This is a genomic window from Flavilitoribacter nigricans DSM 23189 = NBRC 102662 (assembly GCF_002646595.1).
Classification (GTDB): domain Bacteria; phylum Bacteroidota; class Bacteroidia; order Chitinophagales; family Saprospiraceae; genus Flavilitoribacter; species Flavilitoribacter nigricans.
In genome coordinates this window covers 182712-201189 of sequence record NZ_PDUD01000032.1, presented here as the reverse complement: position 1 = coordinate 201189, position 18478 = coordinate 182712, and the positions used below count along the sequence as shown (strand labels likewise).

Below are 18478 nucleotides of genomic sequence, written 5' to 3'. Positions count from 1 at the left end.
TCTAATAAAATGTTTACCCCGAAAATAGGCAAATGTGCCTAGATTCGGGGTATTTTATTTGCCTTTTCCTAAGCTAATTTATTGAAAGTTAATCACCTAGAATTTACAGGGATGGCCGAATTAAAACCGCTAATGATGCATGAGCTATTACAGACATTCATGCATCATTAGGGTTTAGAGAGGAAAGGAAGTTTTCTGGAGTAGTGTTCATCGTATGGAATATGAGACTTGGGTGAGCGGTACGAATTAACTACCGCATCAGTTCCGCAATTTTTTCAACTTCCCTTTTGAACGGACTCTCAATGTGAATCTGATGCGCATCAGAAATTAGAAATTTGATCTCATCCGGTAGTTTCCAATCACCGGGGTCATAAACAAGCGGTAGGATCAGTTTCTCATTCTCCTGGGCAAAGTACAATTCTCTTTTCACCCACGAGGATTTGATCGAATGCTTGGATAGGACCACAAGATAATGACTAGCCTTTGCGATCCCCTGTGGGATGCTGTGATTCAAACTCTGGCCGGGCTTGATCTTTTTAACATCCTGCCAGTAACTGATGGAGGCATTATCCATTTGTTCCAGCAGAAGATCCACAAACTTTCGGTCCTTTGAGGAGTAAGAGATGAAAACCGAGAGTTTGATGATATCCTGAATTCTATCGTGCAGTTTCTGAAAAGGATCTCCTTTGTAGATAAAATCCCAGACGCGAAACTCCTTAAAGGCGTCCCGCGCGATACGGGCATCCTTGTTATTGGAAATAATGACCACCGGCAGATTGCAGTCGATTTCATAGATCTCGCTTAAAAAATCCAAACCGTCCGGTTTACCGTTGTGGTCTTTATTCTCAATAAACAGATCGAGCAGTAAGACTTGGTACTTTTTTTGCCGAACTTTAGCCAAGGCATCGCCTTTATTGTTAGCAATTTCGAGATCGCAAACATTACCAAGCGCCTGCCTGAGTTCCTGACAAAATTCGTGATCATCGTCGATGAGCAGCAGTTTCGGTGGTGGTGGTAAAGGAAAATACATCTCAATTTAATTTGAACGTTAAAGAATAATCAATGCCCGTCCCTCCTTCAACCAACTAAATAATTGGTTAACTCCTACTGGAGCCATTAAGTATTTTGAACTTGGAGGCTGAGGGGGAGTAGCTCTAATTACTATTTACCTCACCAATACAGTGCCAGTTCTGACTTTTGATCACACCTTATTGTATACCAAACACTTACATCATATGTTATTCATTTATTATTTGAATCAATTCTAAAACTGTTAGATTTTTTTTCTGATAATTCCAGAGATTTAGCTCCGATCCATACCGAGATCCGGACCTGACATCTTCCATCGATCAAGACCCAAAAAGCAATTTCACCATATTGTATTTCAGCTGAAAATCATCGGCCATCTGCACGGCATCCTCGAATACTTCCTGAATGGATTCAATGGGTCGGAAAGTGATAAAACTGGCGTAGGCCGACTCCTGGGCTATAGCGTCCCACCAGGTGGTTCGTGCGCCTTCCGTTGCGATCACCAATACGAAATCTCGCTTTACCGATTCGGGTTTTGTCCCCTGCAGTATTTGCTCATCAATGAACTCAATGATCCTTTCTTCGGTGTAAAATCGTCCTTGTTTGTCCGTCATTTCTTCAATGAATGATAAATTTAAGATGACAAAATGATGAGACAGCAAACCTCCGGCCTTCACCTTCTCCCAGTCTTCCGGCGTTTCTTCGCGAAAATCGAGGAATAGTTTTTCCCGGTAAGAGGTCAGATGTTCAGCTTGCCAGCGGCTCTTCGTCTCGCTTAGTATCTTACCATTCTGAACATCCAGGTCTCGCCGCAGATTTAACCGGTTGTAGATCCAGCGGTTAAAAATACAGATCCTGGTAGCAACGACTTCCAGGAGTTCAAAGGCTCCGCCCTCACTTAATCTACTGAGTGCAGCTAAGTTTGCCCCGCCGGCAAATCGATTGATCAGAGCTCCTTCTGGGCTGTAATTGAAGTGTTTGGGGCTGGTTTGAAAACGCGCTCCCCGAACCAGGGAAACAGTCGTTCGGTTGGGGATTGATCGATAGGCTTCCAGTCTTTCCCGATCTTGTTCGGTCCGCTGGATCTCCTCTGCATTTTCGATTTGGATGGTTCCTCCGCGATCTGCACCGGAACCTGCAATAAAGGTAAGACGGACAATCGGGCTATCCCTCTCCAGAAAATCCACCACAAAGTCCAGATTACCGTTGTCGGCCTTCAACCAAATAGGCATCCAATACTGATAGGCATCAGCAATACCAGCCAGTTTGGGAATATCCTTGGAAATAATCCGGATCAAACCATCTGCCCGGTATTTTTTGTAGGTACCCAGGGGTGCCCTGGTCAGGTGTAGGAACCGGTGTCGGGCCAGGTTATCCATTGTCACCTTTCGGTATTCCCGGTCCTTGATGGTGTAGATGTCGTCCGCCCGCCAGAGATGGAAATACTTTTTCAGATGAGCCTCTTTACTTACCATTAGCTCTTTAATTTTATCGACAGCTCCCGGCTCCTTGTATTTTCTACTGCTCACTTCAAAGGCGATGTGTTTGCCCCCGCTGATCTCCATCTCCTGACTTGCGGTTTTTACCCAGGGGTAATAAATCTTTCCAATTTCCGACTCTTTATCCTGCACCAGATGAAAGGAATTGGTCATGAGCAGCGCAGCACAGATCTTATCCTGGTGATTCCCTCCAAATTTTGGCTGATGAGAGACGTCACTGACGATGTCCTCGTCCAGGCCTTCTATCCTACGCAGCATCAGATCGGCACCGATCCGGACCTGATGTTGCAACCAGACGCCGATCTTGAATAATTCCGGTGCCAGCGCATATTCTTCTTTTTCCGTGTCCAGATAGGCCTCAAAGATCGAAATATTCAGCACCAGGCCCTGCTCCTGGATGTTTTTCAAAGTCTGTTGCCGGAAATGCTTCACATTGCGGATCTCATTCTCCAGCAGGGTAAAGAAAGCCTGCTTACCCACTACCCCACCCGGAAAGAAAGCACGGTATTTCTCCAGTTCCGGCCGCAATAGCTCAAAGGCGGTACCTTTTTCCACAAACACGCTTTTATCCCTGCTCACCAGCCCGGCCTGGAAGTCCTCCAGGTTGATGACCGCAAATTCTCCGTCCAGCAGTTTCCCATCGGCGTTCTTCTTTATCGTTTTGAACTTCACAAAACGAAAACGTACACTTTGCCTATCTTCACTGTAAATAGTGACGCGGATACGCAATTTCAGCACCTGCTTCGACACGGCAAGCGTACCCAGATAAAGCGGATTATAGACAAATTCGTGCCACAGCAGGTGGAAAAGATCATCCATCTCGCCGGTAAAATTGTTTTGCCGGGTGATCCCGCTCCAAAAAGCTCCTTTTTCCAACAGAAATTTGAATAACGGATAGAGTTCTTTGGAAAAACCCGGATGGTTCTCAACCACTTTCGAGTACCGGATCAACGGGTTGAAGTGGGCTCCCGACAGTTCTTCTTCCAACCTGGCGATCTCAGCGTGTTCCTTAAACCACCAGGCTAAGGTAGCGAGGCTTTGCGTACTGACGTTCTTTGCAAAAGCATCTAACATGATCGAAATGATGGCAGTCTTCTGAAATTGGTCTCTGACCCTTCTGGTGACCGATTCATTCTGTTCAATTCTTTCCCGGTGGTAATGTTCCGATATGTCGTAGTACAGCCTGATGTTGCAGGATCGTTGTATGGGATTAGTCTCTTCCATTCGATCGATCGCCCGATCGATCAGGGATTGCTTGCTGATGCCGTCTCCGCTCAATTGCCAGTTGAGTGCGAGGTTGTCATATTCCATCTGGAAAAGCCGGATCAGGCGTTTTATCCGATCCCGATCGCTGAACTTTTCAGTTACCTCATCCGTAAAAACGATCCAGACGATACCCTGGAACAGGCCGAGACCGAGCACTGGTATCCCGATGTATTTATCTTTTTCAATATCGAAGTAGTCCGAGATTATCGGATGCTCGTTTTTCTGCAGGACGTTATCGAGACTCTTAAAATAGATCTTCAGATCGCTGACCTTGATATCTTCCAGGCCGAGCCCCGTTTGTTTATCCTCCGGAATTTCTCCCTTCCGGAATTGATCGAAGTAGTCAAAGGTCTCCACCTTTTTCATCGCTCTGGTCATTTTCCGATACCGCAATTCATTCCAGTTCTTATCCCTGAGCTTTTGCCATTTCTCCCGATCCCATTGCCCACCGTTTTTCTTAATATAATATTCCGGTTCCTCCAGTTCGAGGATGTACCGCTGGCGACCGGTCCCACAATAACACAAGGCCTCCAAATCCTTTTTACCTTCTTCCCGCAAAGCGGCGATACGTTTTGGATCCCGGTCGAAAAGATTGGTGATTAGCATAAAACGGCTGTGCAATTCCTCCACGTGGTAGATCATGCCGTGCAGTCGATCGTGCAGTACTTCTCCGAATTTTTCGAATTCGGGAATGGTGAAATAAATGTTGCCGGAAGAAGGTTGGTTCTTGGCTTGTGTCATAAACTGATTGATTTAGCTGCGGAAAACGAACTGTACTACTCTAATTTTTCATAAATGATTCTATCAATACTTCTCGGGCTTTCTTTTGCGCAGTGCCCGAAGTAGTCTTTCGAACTGCTGATCCAGTTCTTGCAGAGCAGTGTCGAATATTTCGTGCATTGGTCTGGCACTCTTATGAAAAACCGCATGATGCAGATCAACATGCCCGATCAGATTCAGCACCTTGCCGAAATCGATCCGGAGTTGTGTAAAATAATTAGGCACGTCAGCCTCGTGGATACCGTAGGTGATCGGTATCACACGCGTAAGGCCGCTTATTTCCTGCCGGGATACGATATCGTATTCCTTTTCCACCCAATCAGATTGTAAATAAGCCTCAGATAGAATGGGCAGGAAATGAGTCGCTTTTCTGATACCTTCTGCGATCTCACGGATCGGTACTGCGCCCCCTTTCAACTCGATATTATCCAGCCACACTTTCCGGCAGTGAGGAGTTAGACGATTCTCCAGAAGTTCGGCAAAGGCCCGGTTCTTGCTGCTATACGAAATGAATACATAAGGCTTCAAATAATTTTCAAATTCGTTGCCCCATCGTTCACCGTCAAAATCGGTCTTGATGAAACTGTGGGATGCACCTAATCGATGGGCTGAAAGTAAATCTTCGTGTCTTCCTTCTCCAGTAACGGCGATAACCGGAAGTACTGGATGAGTACGGCTGATATACTTAATCAAATTCAATCCGTCATCTCTGCTCATACTCTCCAGAAAGAGATCCACAACCACCAAATCATAGTTTGACGGTCCCTCCAACAATAGGATTTCAGCACTTCTACTCGTAGGAGAAAAAACTATCTTGTATTTTTCACCAAACGCCTTTTGCATTTCCATTTGCGTATCAACATCATCCTCGACCCACAAAATACTTCTGGAGGTGCTCATTGATCTAGGACGTTTGATCTAGCTTAAATTTCCTGCAAATCGTCGGAAAATAGATAAACAGTGTTTCGTGGTTTTTATGCAGGCTAAAGATCCGATTGCGTAGTTGGTCGTGATTCTTAAATTGCAGCTCTTTAACCACTAGCCCTTTTTTGTCAAGGCGTCTCAAGGCTTCTTCAATCCGAGCGAGTTCCTCGTAAGCCATTTGGGCTTCTAACCCATCAATTTCTTCTATCGAGAAAGCTTCCGTCCCGGAAGATGAACCCGTCCTGTTTGTACCTACTACAGGTTTCAGCATTTCCACCGGCAGAAAAGACTCATCGATCTTATCCGCCTTAGCCAGCCGCTTTTTCACCAGCAGCCGCTTGATCAGTTTTACAAGTTCGCGGATATTACCGGGCCAGTGATAACTAATAAAGCAGTCCCATACCGTTTCCGTCAATATCTTCGAAGACTGCCTCTTGAGGCCCAGGTAATGTTCGACGAGTAGTGGGATATCTTCTCTTCTTTCCCGGAGGGGGGGAATGACAATAGGGAAGTCATTGATCCGCTGGAACAGATCGCTTCTAAAGTTTTTCTTGGCAATTTCTTTCTTAAGGTCTTTGTTGGTTGCAGCGACAATTTGTACATCGATAGCCCGCTCGGTGCCGCCTACCGGCCGGATGATCTTATCCTGCAAAAATCGCAATAGCTTAACCTGCAGATCAGGGCGGATCTCACCGATCTCATCCAAAAATAAAGTGCCACCGTCGGCCTCACCGAAAGCACCGACAGAATCCGCCAGCGCGTGCGTAAAGGCGCCCTTTTTGTGGCCGAAAAGCGTACTTTCCATCAGTGTTTCCGTTACGACACTCAGGTTGACTGCCACAAAGGGCATATGCCTACGGGCCCCCTGCTTGTGTAGATAGTGCGCGGCCACCTCTTTCCCGACTCCGGTCTCCCCCAGTAGCAGCACGGTAATGTCCGGCTCCTGGGACAGGGCGACCAGTTCTTCCTTTATTTCTATAATCCGGGGCGTTTCTCCCAAAAAATGGTACTCTTGGGAAGCTGTATCCCTTTTTTTAATCCCTTCCGCAGTAGTTTGAGCACCCGTCTCGGGATCCTTATCCAGTTCTTTAGGACCGCTGGTTTCCGAATGTCTGATCCAGGTCTTGATCTCTTTGATCCAAAGCTCGTAATTCATTTTTTCCTTTCGGAAATAGTGGACAGCCCCCTGCTGAATGGCCTGGACGAAATTGTGATCATTATCATACTGTGACATAACGATCACTGGTAAACCTGGTTGTTCCCGCTGGACTAAAGCCAGGAAGTCGAGACTATCCTGTATATTGCTTCTTTGATTAAATACCAAGTCCAACAGCACCAGATCAAACTTAGAATCTACAAAAATCTTTTTGGCCGCATCGATAGAAGGAATTAGCTTAAGTGCAAATACTTCTTTCAGGCCTTGTTCTACCCCCCGGAGAAAGGTCCAGTCATCATCAACAACCAATATCGTATGCTTACCTTTAACCATATAGCACCTACACAATTTTCGTTTGATCGCGGGCCTGTTTCAAATTGATAAACACATTCAGTATCTCTAACCATTCTCTGGCATCAAAGGTGGCCTTAGACAGATAACGATCGGCCCCGTTAGCATGTACTTCCTTCATGATCTCCGGGCTGGTTTCGGCCGAGACAACGATTAGGGGTATATCAGGATAATTGAACTTGATGTTCCGCACAAACGGTAGCCCTTCGATCTTCCGTTCCCCTTCGATCACAAAGTAGAGATCGAGCAGAACGAGATCATAAACCCCCGAACGCAACATATCGGAGGCCTGCTGGATGGTATGTGCCTGCTTGAACATATAGTCTGGGCTCAATTCGGCGATTCGGTCGTACCAGTCTTTTTCGTCCTCTACTACCAATATATAAGGCTTCTCTTCGATCTTTTGCGTCTGATTGAAAATCAGGATCTCGCCCAAAGAAAACCTTCGATTGGTCAGGAGATGAATGAACAAAGTAGTCCATTTTTCGGCATCATAAAGGGATTTAGACAGGTAAAAATCTGCGCCCTCTTCTACAATGGCCAGTTCTATGATCTCCCTTTCCTCGGCTACACTTACCACCGATAAGGGGGTATCCGGAAATCTATGCTTGAGTTCGGAGATGAGATCCAGTCCACTGAAAATACCCTTTTCCTTATTAAGTTCAAGATCAAGAAGGATCAAATGGATCGGTTCCTTCACTGTTATATTTTTCGCCGCTTCGACCGTATACAGACTGTTGAAAGAAAAGCTGGTCAGGTTTTCCTTCAATTGGTGGTGAAAGTGCGGATCGTCGTCAATCAATAAAATATTGCCGATGCTGTTGGGGGCAATATACTTGGCGTCGATCTGTCGAAATACCTGAATGATCTCTCCGATCCGGCTGAAGGGGTCCATGCGTCGGTATTGCTGCTCTTTCTCCGCCAAAATCTTAGCTTCGAGTTCTTTCTTCCCGTTCAGGAATTCCTGCAACTCATTGATAAAACCATGCGCCTTCACTGCTTCCATTTGTGAAAAGAAAGGCATGCAGTCGAAATAGTCCCGATAATTGTACCAGCGGCTGTAGAAACTGCGGAAATAGTTGCGCTTGGGCCACAAGAGGTTCTCCCAAATAGTCTTAAAATCTTCTTTTTCCCGCTTGAGCGATTCGCTGCCGTGCAGGGACAGATCCACATTGTTCAACATTTGGCGCACCTTGCTGGCGGCTCCGATGATGCTGTTGTAATTGTGTCCTTTGAAAAACATCTGAAGTTTGGTGGACACCTTGCCGTAACCGTTCCCGACCTGACCTTCATCCCAGTTCTTATGACAAGGGTTGGCTTTATCAATAGCTTTCTTTAGGTCATATTTGTCGTGAAGATTCAACAAGTTAATGAAGTTCGGGTGCGTGTTAACCGTAAATCCGGCAATGAGTAGTTTGGTTTTGGGACTTTGCCGGGCCAGGAATAACTTCCAGACCTCATAGACCGACAAATAATGCCCCTTTACACGGACCGGCTCAACAATGAGCATGGCATCAATAGAGGTATAATCAGACATATGCTTATCGAAAGCCTCGAGCTGATATCTTTTACCGAAATGCCGCCACAGCCTCGCCTCGACGTTTTTCTGTGTGCATAAGTAGCGAATATTGAGCTGCTTCATGATCCTGTACTTATGGAGTCAGATTCCTGTTGCTTGATGCTTTCTAACAATTGCGAAAAACCGGCTACGATTTCCCGAAGTACGGTATTGACCGAGCCTTCGTTTCCATTGCTGCCGGTAAAAAAGAGATGCGTTAGAAAATTGGCGATGCGTTCGTATTCAGCACCCAGGTGATAATTCTCGACCAGATTTTTCCGGCAATCGTCAAATTCATAGGATTTTTCCACCTGAATCCCGAATGCTTTCAAACGATTGATCTCATCATTGGATAGTTGGTACGTATCATGATCAATAAAGCTGGCTAGGCGCAGGCGCAGGCATTCATCTTCTTCTAGTTCAGCCTTCATCCGGTCACTATCCCAGGGCTTATCATCCGGATACATTTTATAAAAATACACCAGCAAATCTTCTTTTAGTTCGAATATCTTGGTATGAAATTCGTGGTGATAGTATTCCCATATCTTATCGAAGTGCGGCTGAAAGACTTTCTTGGTCTTGTGATTTGCCACTGTTACGGGTGGCTTATTGGGATTGATCGGTGAGCGATAGAACTTACCGTTATCACCAAGGAGACCCTGATTGCGAAAATCCCGGTAATAGATCTGATCACGCCCCTCCCCGATGAGGAAACACTTATCGGCCGCGGTCTGGGTCAGAATATCCCCCACTTCCTGGTCGCCGAAATGATCCCGGCGGTGCAGGAATACATAAAGATCATTACCGTCTGTTTTGTACAGATCGATCAGCGCTTTGATATAAGCATAACTTTTACACTCGAGATTATTGAGTTCATGGGTCACGTAGGTACGTACAATGACTGCCCGGGGTACGACCGCCGGCGTGGTTTCATCCGGCAATTCGTCGCAGACAGTAAATTCATCAAAGAGTATGTCCCTGAACGCCTCTATGTCTTTAAGTACTTTTTTGTAGGGTTTCTCTTTCAGTAGCGCATTACTGACGATCCGTTGCTTCAGTTCGAAATCACGCCATTTCCAACAGATCAGCATTACCCTTTCTCTTTCGTAGGTCTGTGGCATAATAGCAGATTTTAGGAACCGAACAGTGTTTTTACCAAATTAAATTTCAGCTCCAGATCATCGTTCTTCAGGCTGGCCGTTTCGACCGCCTCGATCAGCGATTCCACCGGACGGAAAGTGGTATGGGTCATATATTTGCTATCTTTCAGTTTTCGCCACCATTGCTCTCGACCACGGCCGGTGGTGACCACGAAGATACAATTGTCTCCCAACTGATCGCCGATCTGTTCATCGATAAAGTCGACGATTCCTTCTTCTCCGTAGCGCTTACCTTCATTGTTCTTCATCGCCTCCAGAAACGATAGGTGCATAATGATAAAGTGGTAGTGGCTCAGGCCGGGCGCTTTTTTGATTGTCTCCCACTGTTCTTCATCTTCAGAATAAATCCCGCAATTTAAACGTTCATTCAGGAAGGCCCGTTTTTCATCCGTAATACGGTCGGCTACCCGTTTATCAAAAATACAGATGCGGGTCTGGATCACTTCCACCAGTTCCAGAATATGTGCCGGGGTGATGGTAGCCCGGTCAAAATCACTGATAGTTTCCAGGTTGTCGAAAAATTTCCTGACCAATACTCCATGATTTCGTACAGCGAGTAGCCCCAGTTTGGCCTCTGCTCCACCTGGATTCGTACCGTGTGCAAAGCGAAGTTCCGTTTTCGTGTAGTAGGCATAATTTTCCTGTACTTCATTATCCAGTACAAGGTAGTCATCCTGATTATAGTAAGCAGCCTGCTGCTGATCGTAGACGATATAACCCACTGCCGTTTTGCCGTGTACTAACTCGATCAGGACCTCTTTCTCCTTCAACCAAATATTCAGCCATTTCTGATAGGCTTCTTCCCATTGCATACCCGCGGACTCCTCCGGCAGGATCCGGATGACGCCCAGTTCGCGGACCGCTTTCTTCCAATTGTCATCGGGAATGGTAACGATCTTGAAGCGGGCCACGTTTTCGGACTGAATGGCATTCAGGCTCTCCAGTTTATACAACGGCGCGGCCCGCCACAAATGAAAGTATTTTTTGAAAAAGCCCTTTTGCTTGTCCTCCGCGGGTTCGGTTAATTCCTCTTTGGCCCTTTCCAGATTACTGTTCTTGATCTCAAAATCTGTTTCGGTCAGTTCACCTTGATCAACTCCGGTGCTGAAGGCCGAACGCAGCCAGGGATAGTACCGGTCATCTCGTTCATAAACCCTTCTTTCCACACTGATGAAACTGTTGTTAAACAGCATAGCCGCACAGATCTTATCTTGAAAATTCCCACCCAAGCGCGCCTGATTGGTATCCTGGGTAATGATATCCTTTTTCAGAGTCTCCAGGCGTTTGACCACGAGATGCTCACCTTTGTTGTAAAGAATGGTTTCGTGCCCCAGCCATACGCCGATCTTATATAGAGGCTTGTTGGTTAGCCGGTGCGGCTCGTAGGAGAGGTTGCCCGGCCGAATGGCGATCACCAGCTTTAAACCGTCGGTCCGCATTTTTGCCAGGTCGGGTTCCTGGAAATGTTTGACGTTGCGGATCTCGTTCTCGATCAGCGTGAACAGGGAGTGTTTTCCCACGACTCCTCCCGGAAGAAAGATCTCAAAGGTTTCCAGTTTTGCCTTAAGGGAATCGTGCAAGGTTCCAGGAATAATATATTTGTGTTTGATGGTTTTGTCATTTTCTCCACCACCTACATTAATGGTTGCCAGAGTACCGCTCAGGACCTGTCCCTGCTCGTCTTTTTCGAGCTCATAGCTCCGGATGAAATCGTCGCTTTCGGCGGGATACCGCCGGCCCGAGTAGATCCGGATCTGAATATGTAGTTTGGTGATCTTTTCAGAGTGAGCGATCGTACCCAGGTACAGCGGATTACGAATAAAGTCGTTCCAGAGGATATCGTACATATTCCGCATCTCCCCTCCAAATTGTTGATCCCGGGTGATCCCGCTCCAGAAGGCTCCTTTCTCCAACAGAAATTTGAAGAGTGGGTGTAGTTCTTCGGCCAGTGAGGGCAATTGATCCCGCACCGGTAAATAATTACCTATCTCCCGGCGCTTATCTACGATCTTGATCCAGTGGGCCACCTGCAGTAGGATTCCCTCTTCGATCGATTCCAGGCTATATTCCTCCGGGAACCGTCTATTGAGATAATCCCTCAGGCTTACCCCCCACTCGTCAAAGGAAGATTTTTCCTTGAGTTCTTCAATGAGGTTTTGGATCTCTACATCCGTGAAGGCTCTTTGCTGGAACCACCATTTCAATACCGTGAGGCTGTGGGCGCTGATATTGTGGGCGTAGGAGTCAATCAGGATCGATATAATGGCCCGCTTGCGGTGCTCGTCTTTGAATTGGTCGGGGATAATATCATTCAGGTCTACCCGCTTCAACAAGTAATCGTAGGAGCCTTCATAGTACTGGCGATACCGCAATTCCCGGAAGATGGGGTTGGTCGTAGCCGCTTCCTCGTATTCTTTACTGGTCAAATATTCCAGTTGTGCCCGTACAGTTGACTTTCGCTGAATATTTGAGCCAACCAGTTCCCATCCAAGCAAAAGGTTTTCGTATTCACTACTGAAAATCCTAATCAACTGCTTCCAGACACCTGCAGGACTAAAGCGAAAGATATCCGTATTTTTAAAAATAAGATGAACTACGCCATCGAAATCCCCGAACTGAATCAAGGGAAAAGAAAGATACCTATCTTTACCAATATCAAAAAAATGATCGAGAATTGGATATTCCAATGCCTGCTCTCCCTTTAAACTGCCTTGACCTTCCCGGCGGGCCTCTTCGAAGTAATCTTTTAATCTTCCTACCTGTAGGTCAGTTATACCGAGTTCACCTCTGATAAACTCATCGTATAACTTACTCGCCACTTTACCGGCTCCAAGCGGAAGATCAAATTCCGTAATTTCTTTCAATGCTCGGTCAACCTCCTTCGTGCTTCCTTTAGACAGGAACTTGAGTTGAGCTGCTAAGCCTCCGTAGATCAATTGTTCGGTAAAAATCGAGGGCCGTCGATCATAAATATTGAGTAATAATAAAATATCATTCTGGCAGTCAGTAATCCACTTCACCAATGGATACAATCGATTCACCAACTGAACACAAAAGTCTTTCTTAAAATTTTCTATCTTTTGCCTTCCGTCGATTCTAATTTCTGGCTTTTTTGTCTTGGACATAAGTTAAGTTCTGTTTTATTGCCGAGTGCGGGGGGAAGTGCATGACAATATAAACTAATGTGAAAGTGCATCATAGTACCACATCATTGATCGACTGATCAACAAGCGACAATTACCAATGAATAGACGCTAGTAAAGAATGGAGATAGTAGTTTGATTAAAGGGAAATGCCCGTGGGAATGGATTTATAAGCAATTTAATTAATATAAATTGAAAATCAAAGGCCTGATGCCCAATTTATTCCGCATCGTCCACTACACCATAAATACAGCGACAATTCCACTTTCAATATTCGACAAATGTGGGGAGTTACTAAATATAACTTTTGTTATAGATCTGTCTCAAGAAAATCAGTTAAGGGAGGACTTTGGATTGGATTCGGTAAAAGTTTCTTACTGTCTCTTGACTTATTTATATACCCACTATTGCGCTGCCCTTCGGGCAGCTTGTTTTTTTAGCAAAAAGATAATCTTCACATCGATAAAATCTATGGCTTTTATAGGCAGCTTTGGCTTTCCATATGTGAAAATAATAACGATTATTGAAGGCCATATCAGGATAACCGGCCAAAACTCTTAAATGTTGATGTTGCTCTGTATGTTCCCATTCCGCTTTCAGACCGGCTTTAAGGTAGTCTATTGCTTTAATGGCAATTGCCCTGCCGACGGCCATCGCCCGGGTCAAACCTTTACTCTCGATAATTTCTTTGAGTATTTTGTTGTGTTGTCCCCGCAATTCGAACTGGTATTGGTTAATCCCGCGGTTAGGATCTCTCAGCCTATCATGAATAAATTGGTTAACGATATTTGTAGAAACTGTTTCCTGAGAAAGATAATGCAGTGCAATCGGCAGCGATACGGTTTCATTATGAAGGTCCGAAAGGACATTGGAATGATATCGTGGTTTTTCTCCAGTTTCCCACGTCCTTTTTACATCCAGCACAAAATCTTTACAATCATTTACGATCTGCATATAAAGCCCCATCATTTCGGCAAAACCTTCTAACTGTTTTCTTCCTCTACCCTCATATCCAGTTAAATACACAATGACTTCCACCAGCGCCTTCAGTAAACTGGAATTGGTTAGATAGATCCGGGTAAAATAAACATCGAAGAGATTATCATGGCCGGGAAACTCATCTTTCAGCGCCTGGATATCTAAAAGAATCTTATCAAGTTCATCATTTCTCAAACTTTCATTAATGTTCTTGACCTCTTTATTATAAACCAGACTATCGAATCGAAAACTTTTGTCGATGATCTGACCGGAATTCACCTGCTTGTAAGCTTTTCTAAATATATCCTGCACCTTTAATTTTTGCACGGTAGATATATCCAGTTCATTAATGTAATCCAATAGCAGATCTCTGAAGATATTAGTGCCCGGTACCATGATCTTATAGTGAAGACAATTTTTCACCTCAGCCTTATTGTCCAGAATATCATTATACATATACATCATGGTCATCGAGGCCTCGGCTACAAAAGCAATCTGATCGAGCGTCTCTTTTTTAATGGCTTTACAGCGGGCCTTCCTGGCTTTAGCCATTTCGCGCAGGAAGCGATAGGCTACGATGGTGAAACTCGATCGGACTTTTATTTCTTTGATGTGTTTATCGATCATCGAAAATACATAATCCTGCAAACTGTTACCCTCTTCTTGATTCAGGATAATGCTTCCAAGTTCTTCTTCGCACCTAACCTTTACGGCGGGGAGTTCGCGAGCAATCCAGGTTTTAACCTGGTGCATAAGTTCGTGTCTTTGATCTTTTCCCATTGCACTGCCACTTGAAATTTACGATCAAAAAGCAATCACATTACTGCTTTAAGAGATGTGTAAAAATGATTTACGAAATACGTTAGCCTTTGTTTCAAGTGTATTATTTTCTGAGGTTAAAAAAATTGCTTAGCCATTAGTCTTTTGGGTAGGCATTTATAACTCTATTAGGATCGTATGCCTAAATGCCTTAAAGGTGCATCCTCACATTGATAAAGAAAGATAAAGTCTAATCTCATGCCAATTTCGCATCTAATCACATAAACATTTAACATTCAGCAACATAAGTATTCCTGCCAAAATTTATCCATTTTAAAATTCTAATATTTTTAGAATAAAATTCTAAAAATATTAGAATTTTTGGCTTTGGATCAGCCGGTGTAGCGTGTACTATTTTTTTTAGCTTCATCAAAAACCAGCGTTGCCTTCCGCAGAATCTCTCTGTTTTTGGTGGCATCTGCCTTGCTGATCTTTCGATTTCTCTTTTCCAGAAAAGTTCGCAGGATCCACCTTCGGTCCACTATGGCAAAGTCTTTGGTGCCAATTTCATTCAGATATTGTTTGATCAACTGGTTAGCGGCTAATATTTCCTCTCTAACCCAATATACGGTGATGCCGATCTCTTCCTGTTCCCGGAATATAACTTCGTAATCACTTTCCAGGTCATTATTGTTCAGAACGAATACTCTCTCGATCTTACAATCATGAGCAATCCTTTCCTGCTGAATACCCTGAGCCCGTTTGTTCCACCCTAGTTCCCAAGTCTCGCTCGGTTTAGCAAAGGTTACTACATCCAGGCTACTTCTTACCCGGGAGACGCTTTCGTACCAAAAAATCAATACATCTTCCCGGCTCACTTCAATCTGATCTCCCTGGTATTTCGCCATCGATTTTAGTCCAAGGATTATTGCCAACTCATTGAAGTTATCTTCGACATTTATGGATTTCAGTAAATAATATACCCTTTCGCTTATTTCCCGATTCTCTTCCGTCACTAGAATCAACCTAACCACTACACCGATCAATATACATATAAACACAATTTCGATTTCCCATTCAGGAAATTTGGAAGTTTTAAGCCAGGCAAGTAGAATCCCGATCAGGGCGGTAACGATCAGAGGAGTTATCACCAATTGATAAGCTTTTTTAAATTTCTTCATCCGAAAGGAAATATTTGAGTTGTTGTGAATTTTGTCTTTGAGCGTATTATTTATCCTGAAAGCAATAGATATTATACTGTGCTTTTATATTCTATCACATAACTAAAGGTAGTAAAAGTCAATATTAATCTGGTCGATAGGAAAAACACCAGGTCCTATAGCTACTATTTATTCCATCCTTTCATGCTCTTCATTCCGATAATTTTAGAATTCTACGAAAGTTTATCCGACAAAAATTCGAATTATTGATAACTCTAGATTTTAATCCCAAACATAAACAACTTAAAATCAATTTATTATGATTTTTGGCATAGTAATGGCATCTCAATAGACAAACAACAAAACTTGAAAAATGAAAACTAAAGATTTTAAGAAAGGAAGTTTATCCCGGATATTTCGGCAGCTAATCCAGGAATTGAAGTCCACCCTCTACTTCCCTCAAATGCCGCCAAGAAATTATGCCGTAGTTCGCAGAAAAGACGATTGTTCCGCCCCGGAATACCGTCGACAGCACTACCGGCATTTCTGAACGAATCCTTTATTTACTTAACCTCTAAAATTGTCAAGTATGCAGAAGCACACCCTGGAACGAAAAAAGTATCCGCGAAAGAACGGAAGTCCTCCGCCCCCTTTACGTGAACAGATCCAATTTCCATCACCTTGCAAAATCGAATAAATGTAGAGAGAATATCATTGCCACCGTCGTTGGATACTGGAGGTCCGGGTTGGCCTCCAGTCCAATCTCAATTTTACGGCAACTCCTGTTTCATTTAACACACCTGTAAGATCCAAAAAAATGAGCCATCCCGAAAGACCTCCGCCCTTGAGTACCTGCTTCAGACAGAGCAATTGTGGATTACTCATCTACTTTCTAAAGCCACTGCTCTCTCTGTTCATTTAATGAGCAGACCTGTCGTCAAAACCACCATATACAAACCCGGTTGGAGTGGAAATGTTTTTTCCGCTCCAACCTAAACCACTCTCCAATAGAGAGACTGGTCAACAAACGAAAACAGTAAACCGTATCCAATGGAGTTCAATCTAATAACGATTATCAGAATGCTATTATCCACCCTAGGTGATAAGCGCGCTCATCGTGCTCCATTACAAAAAGTAAAACGATTATTCGGAGCAGTCATTGAAGAAGCGGAAGAAGAATATTTAGGCAGCTCATTTGATTTTAAGAAGAATTTGCTGCTTGGCTTTACAAGCGCAATTGCCATTTTCCTTTTTCCGGCACAAGACAAACTGAACGACCTCCCTGCGCCAAATCCGGAAGTGCCGGTCAGCTATCACACGAAGATTATTCATACCAATACAACAGTTGCCGGCAATAATATGATACAATTGAAGCTAGACTTGAAACATGACCAATCCAGTATAATTGGTATTGATTATGTGAAAAGTCCGGCAATCACCGTGGTATTTCAGGATACGTTACAAAAGCAAAATCACCTGGTTGTAAAAATAACAAGAAGGCCCGGGACCAGTCAGATCATTATCGACCTGAAATGAACATTCAACCCATCGTCGAGACCGTAGAATAAAATCCCAAAGTAAGCTTGAATTAATTAGGTTGGTTCACTGGTTTTAAAGTTGCATAATACTCATCTCCATTTGTCGAAGACCTTCTGTAAAGAATTACAGGAGGTCTAATTTTTTCGGCCTGGTTCCGTCTTGAATACGCTAAGATCGTATTCTAATTTCTTTCGGATTTCTCGACAGAAAATTCGTTTTTCGCAGGAATTCTAAAAGATTTAATTTATAATAAAAAAATTTTACACCCAATTAAAAAACTGAAAATCAATTATTTAAGTCAAAATAAAAGTGCAGATATTTTCCTGGCATGGAATTTTCATCAGTACTGGTGAATCTTCGATTAAACTACACTCAAATCCATGCCATATGACTATTTTCAAGATCCTCGTCTGCACCGTTATCGCCGTTGTACTGGTCTGCTTGAAGCTCAAACAACAGGGGAATAAAAGCAAGAGCCCATTTCAGTTGAGTGCTCAGAGAACCCTACTTTTGTTAATATGCCTTGCTATTGTCGTTGCTTTTTCCAAATTATCCGATGGTAGCTTATTTACCAAGGTCAGTAACCTACTGCTGCAAAAGAAACAGCCTAACGCAGAATTCAATGCTATTCAGCTCAACGATAATGGTATTGATCCTGCATGGTTTACCATCTACCCTGCATACTTCGCCGATAGAAAGCCAGGCTTTACTCACTTACCTTCCCGACTCCAGTCAACGGTAAAGCCAGATAAGATAATTGATTCGCACCAAGACTTAACCACCGCCTATCATGAAGAACGTCAGGTGCCTTTGGAAATATCTACCGTCTCGGATTTCATCTACAGTAATCAGGTTGCTTCCTTCTCAGATCTGCAAAATGCCATAATCTTCATCGAGGGAAACAAACTTAGATTTACACAACAGGACTTATTCGTGGGAGTGCAAAAGCAGGGCAGCAAGACTTCCTATAAGGTATTGATCGGACAATTTCAGGACCTAACTTCTGCTCGCAGGCAGGTATCAGTATTAAAACGTCATTTTTCCGGTTGTTTCCCTATTAAGACCTGGGGCTTAGAAAGAATAAATATTACCAGTTCATAATCTTTTTTTGTCTTGGCCCTTGAGGGAGCTATCTTTTCAGATAGTTCCTTTTTTTATTATATTGATCACATCCAA

At 43.9% G+C, this 18478-nt stretch carries 12 protein-coding genes; 3 read left to right on the top strand and 9 right to left on the bottom strand.

All coding sequences use genetic code 11. The annotated features are described in order from the left end of the window. Positions 1 to 250: 250 nt before the first annotated feature. From CRP01_RS27610 to CRP01_RS27570, 9 genes are all read right to left on the bottom strand, one after another. The gene (locus CRP01_RS27610; protein ID WP_099153289.1) at positions 251 to 1030 is read right to left on the bottom strand and encodes a TIR domain-containing protein; all 780 of its coding nucleotides are present in this window, start codon (positions 1028 to 1030) and stop codon (positions 251 to 253) included. Between the two features lie 319 nt (positions 1031 to 1349). Continuing rightward, positions 1350 to 4535 carry a hypothetical protein gene (locus tag CRP01_RS27605; protein WP_099153288.1) on the bottom strand — a complete coding sequence of 1062 codons (3186 nt, stop codon included), beginning with the start codon at positions 4533 to 4535 and terminating at the stop codon, positions 1350 to 1352. A 63-nt stretch (positions 4536 to 4598) separates the two neighbouring features. After that, the gene (locus CRP01_RS27600) at positions 4599 to 5474 is read right to left on the bottom strand and encodes a toll/interleukin-1 receptor domain-containing protein (protein WP_099153287.1); all 876 of its coding nucleotides are present in this window, start codon (positions 5472 to 5474) and stop codon (positions 4599 to 4601) included. A 4-nt stretch (positions 5475 to 5478) separates the two neighbouring features. After that, positions 5479 to 6987 carry a sigma-54-dependent transcriptional regulator gene (locus CRP01_RS27595; RefSeq protein ID WP_099153286.1) on the bottom strand — a complete coding sequence of 503 codons (1509 nt, stop codon included), beginning with the start codon at positions 6985 to 6987 and terminating at the stop codon, positions 5479 to 5481. A 7-nt stretch (positions 6988 to 6994) separates the two neighbouring features. Beyond that, entirely contained in the window at positions 6995 to 8647 is a 1653-nt protein-coding gene (locus tag CRP01_RS27590) for a response regulator (RefSeq protein ID WP_099153285.1), read from the bottom strand. Continuing rightward, positions 8644 to 9684 (bottom strand): hypothetical protein, encoded by a 1041-nt coding sequence (locus CRP01_RS27585; RefSeq protein WP_099153284.1) that lies wholly within the window; start codon positions 9682 to 9684, stop codon positions 8644 to 8646. The genes CRP01_RS27590 and CRP01_RS27585 overlap by 4 nt, the downstream gene beginning before the upstream one ends. Positions 9685 to 9695: 11 nt before the next feature. Next, a complete protein-coding gene (locus CRP01_RS27580) occupies positions 9696 to 12149 on the bottom strand; it encodes a hypothetical protein (RefSeq protein WP_143473557.1) in 2454 nt (817 codons plus the stop codon). A gap of 1110 nt (positions 12150 to 13259) precedes the next feature. After that, entirely contained in the window at positions 13260 to 14624 is a 1365-nt protein-coding gene (locus CRP01_RS27575; RefSeq protein WP_143473556.1) for an isoprenoid biosynthesis enzyme family protein, read from the bottom strand. Positions 14625 to 14995: 371 nt separating this feature from the next. After that, positions 14996 to 15784, bottom strand: coding sequence for a hypothetical protein (locus tag CRP01_RS27570; protein ID WP_099153281.1), 789 nt, complete (start codon positions 15782 to 15784; stop codon positions 14996 to 14998). A 352-nt stretch (positions 15785 to 16136) separates the two neighbouring features. Here CRP01_RS27570 and CRP01_RS42465 point away from each other — a divergent pair, with 352 nt between their 5' ends. The 3 genes from CRP01_RS42465 to CRP01_RS27560 all read left to right on the top strand — a co-directional run bounded on the left by CRP01_RS42465 (position 16137) and on the right by CRP01_RS27560 (position 18403). After that, on the top strand, positions 16137 to 16313 hold the full coding sequence (locus CRP01_RS42465; protein ID WP_170110561.1) for a hypothetical protein: 177 nt from the start codon (positions 16137 to 16139) through the stop codon (positions 16311 to 16313). A gap of 500 nt (positions 16314 to 16813) precedes the next feature. Further along, the gene (locus tag CRP01_RS27565) at positions 16814 to 17299 is read left to right on the top strand and encodes a hypothetical protein (RefSeq protein WP_099153280.1); all 486 of its coding nucleotides are present in this window, start codon (positions 16814 to 16816) and stop codon (positions 17297 to 17299) included. 390 nt (positions 17300 to 17689) lie between these two features. Next, positions 17690 to 18403, top strand: a complete 714-nt coding sequence (locus CRP01_RS27560) for an SPOR domain-containing protein (RefSeq protein ID WP_099153279.1) — start codon at positions 17690 to 17692, stop codon at positions 18401 to 18403. Positions 18404 to 18478 lie beyond the last annotated feature (75 nt).

Excerpts from the sequence above, each read along its gene's own strand:
- CRP01_RS27565 (WP_099153280.1), top strand. The coding sequence starts at position 16,814 with ATGGAGTTCAATCTAATAACGATTATCAGAATGCTATTATCCACCCTA.
- CRP01_RS27590 (WP_099153285.1), bottom strand. The coding sequence starts at position 8,647 with ATGAAGCAGCTCAATATTCGCTACTTATGCACACAGAAAAACGTCGAG.
- CRP01_RS27575 (WP_143473556.1), bottom strand. The coding sequence starts at position 14,624 with ATGGGAAAAGATCAAAGACACGAACTTATGCACCAGGTTAAAACCTGG.
- CRP01_RS42465 (WP_170110561.1), top strand. The coding sequence starts at position 16,137 with ATGAAAACTAAAGATTTTAAGAAAGGAAGTTTATCCCGGATATTTCGG.
- CRP01_RS27600 (WP_099153287.1), bottom strand. The coding sequence starts at position 5,474 with ATGAGCACCTCCAGAAGTATTTTGTGGGTCGAGGATGATGTTGATACG.
- CRP01_RS27560 (WP_099153279.1), top strand. The coding sequence starts at position 17,690 with ATGACTATTTTCAAGATCCTCGTCTGCACCGTTATCGCCGTTGTACTG.
- CRP01_RS27605 (WP_099153288.1), bottom strand. The coding sequence starts at position 4,535 with ATGACACAAGCCAAGAACCAACCTTCTTCCGGCAACATTTATTTCACC.
- CRP01_RS27570 (WP_099153281.1), bottom strand. The coding sequence starts at position 15,784 with ATGAAGAAATTTAAAAAAGCTTATCAATTGGTGATAACTCCTCTGATC.
- CRP01_RS27585 (WP_099153284.1), bottom strand. The coding sequence starts at position 9,684 with ATGCCACAGACCTACGAAAGAGAAAGGGTAATGCTGATCTGTTGGAAA.
- CRP01_RS27610 (WP_099153289.1), bottom strand. The coding sequence starts at position 1,030 with ATGTATTTTCCTTTACCACCACCACCGAAACTGCTGCTCATCGACGAT.
- CRP01_RS27595 (WP_099153286.1), bottom strand. The coding sequence starts at position 6,987 with ATGGTTAAAGGTAAGCATACGATATTGGTTGTTGATGATGACTGGACC.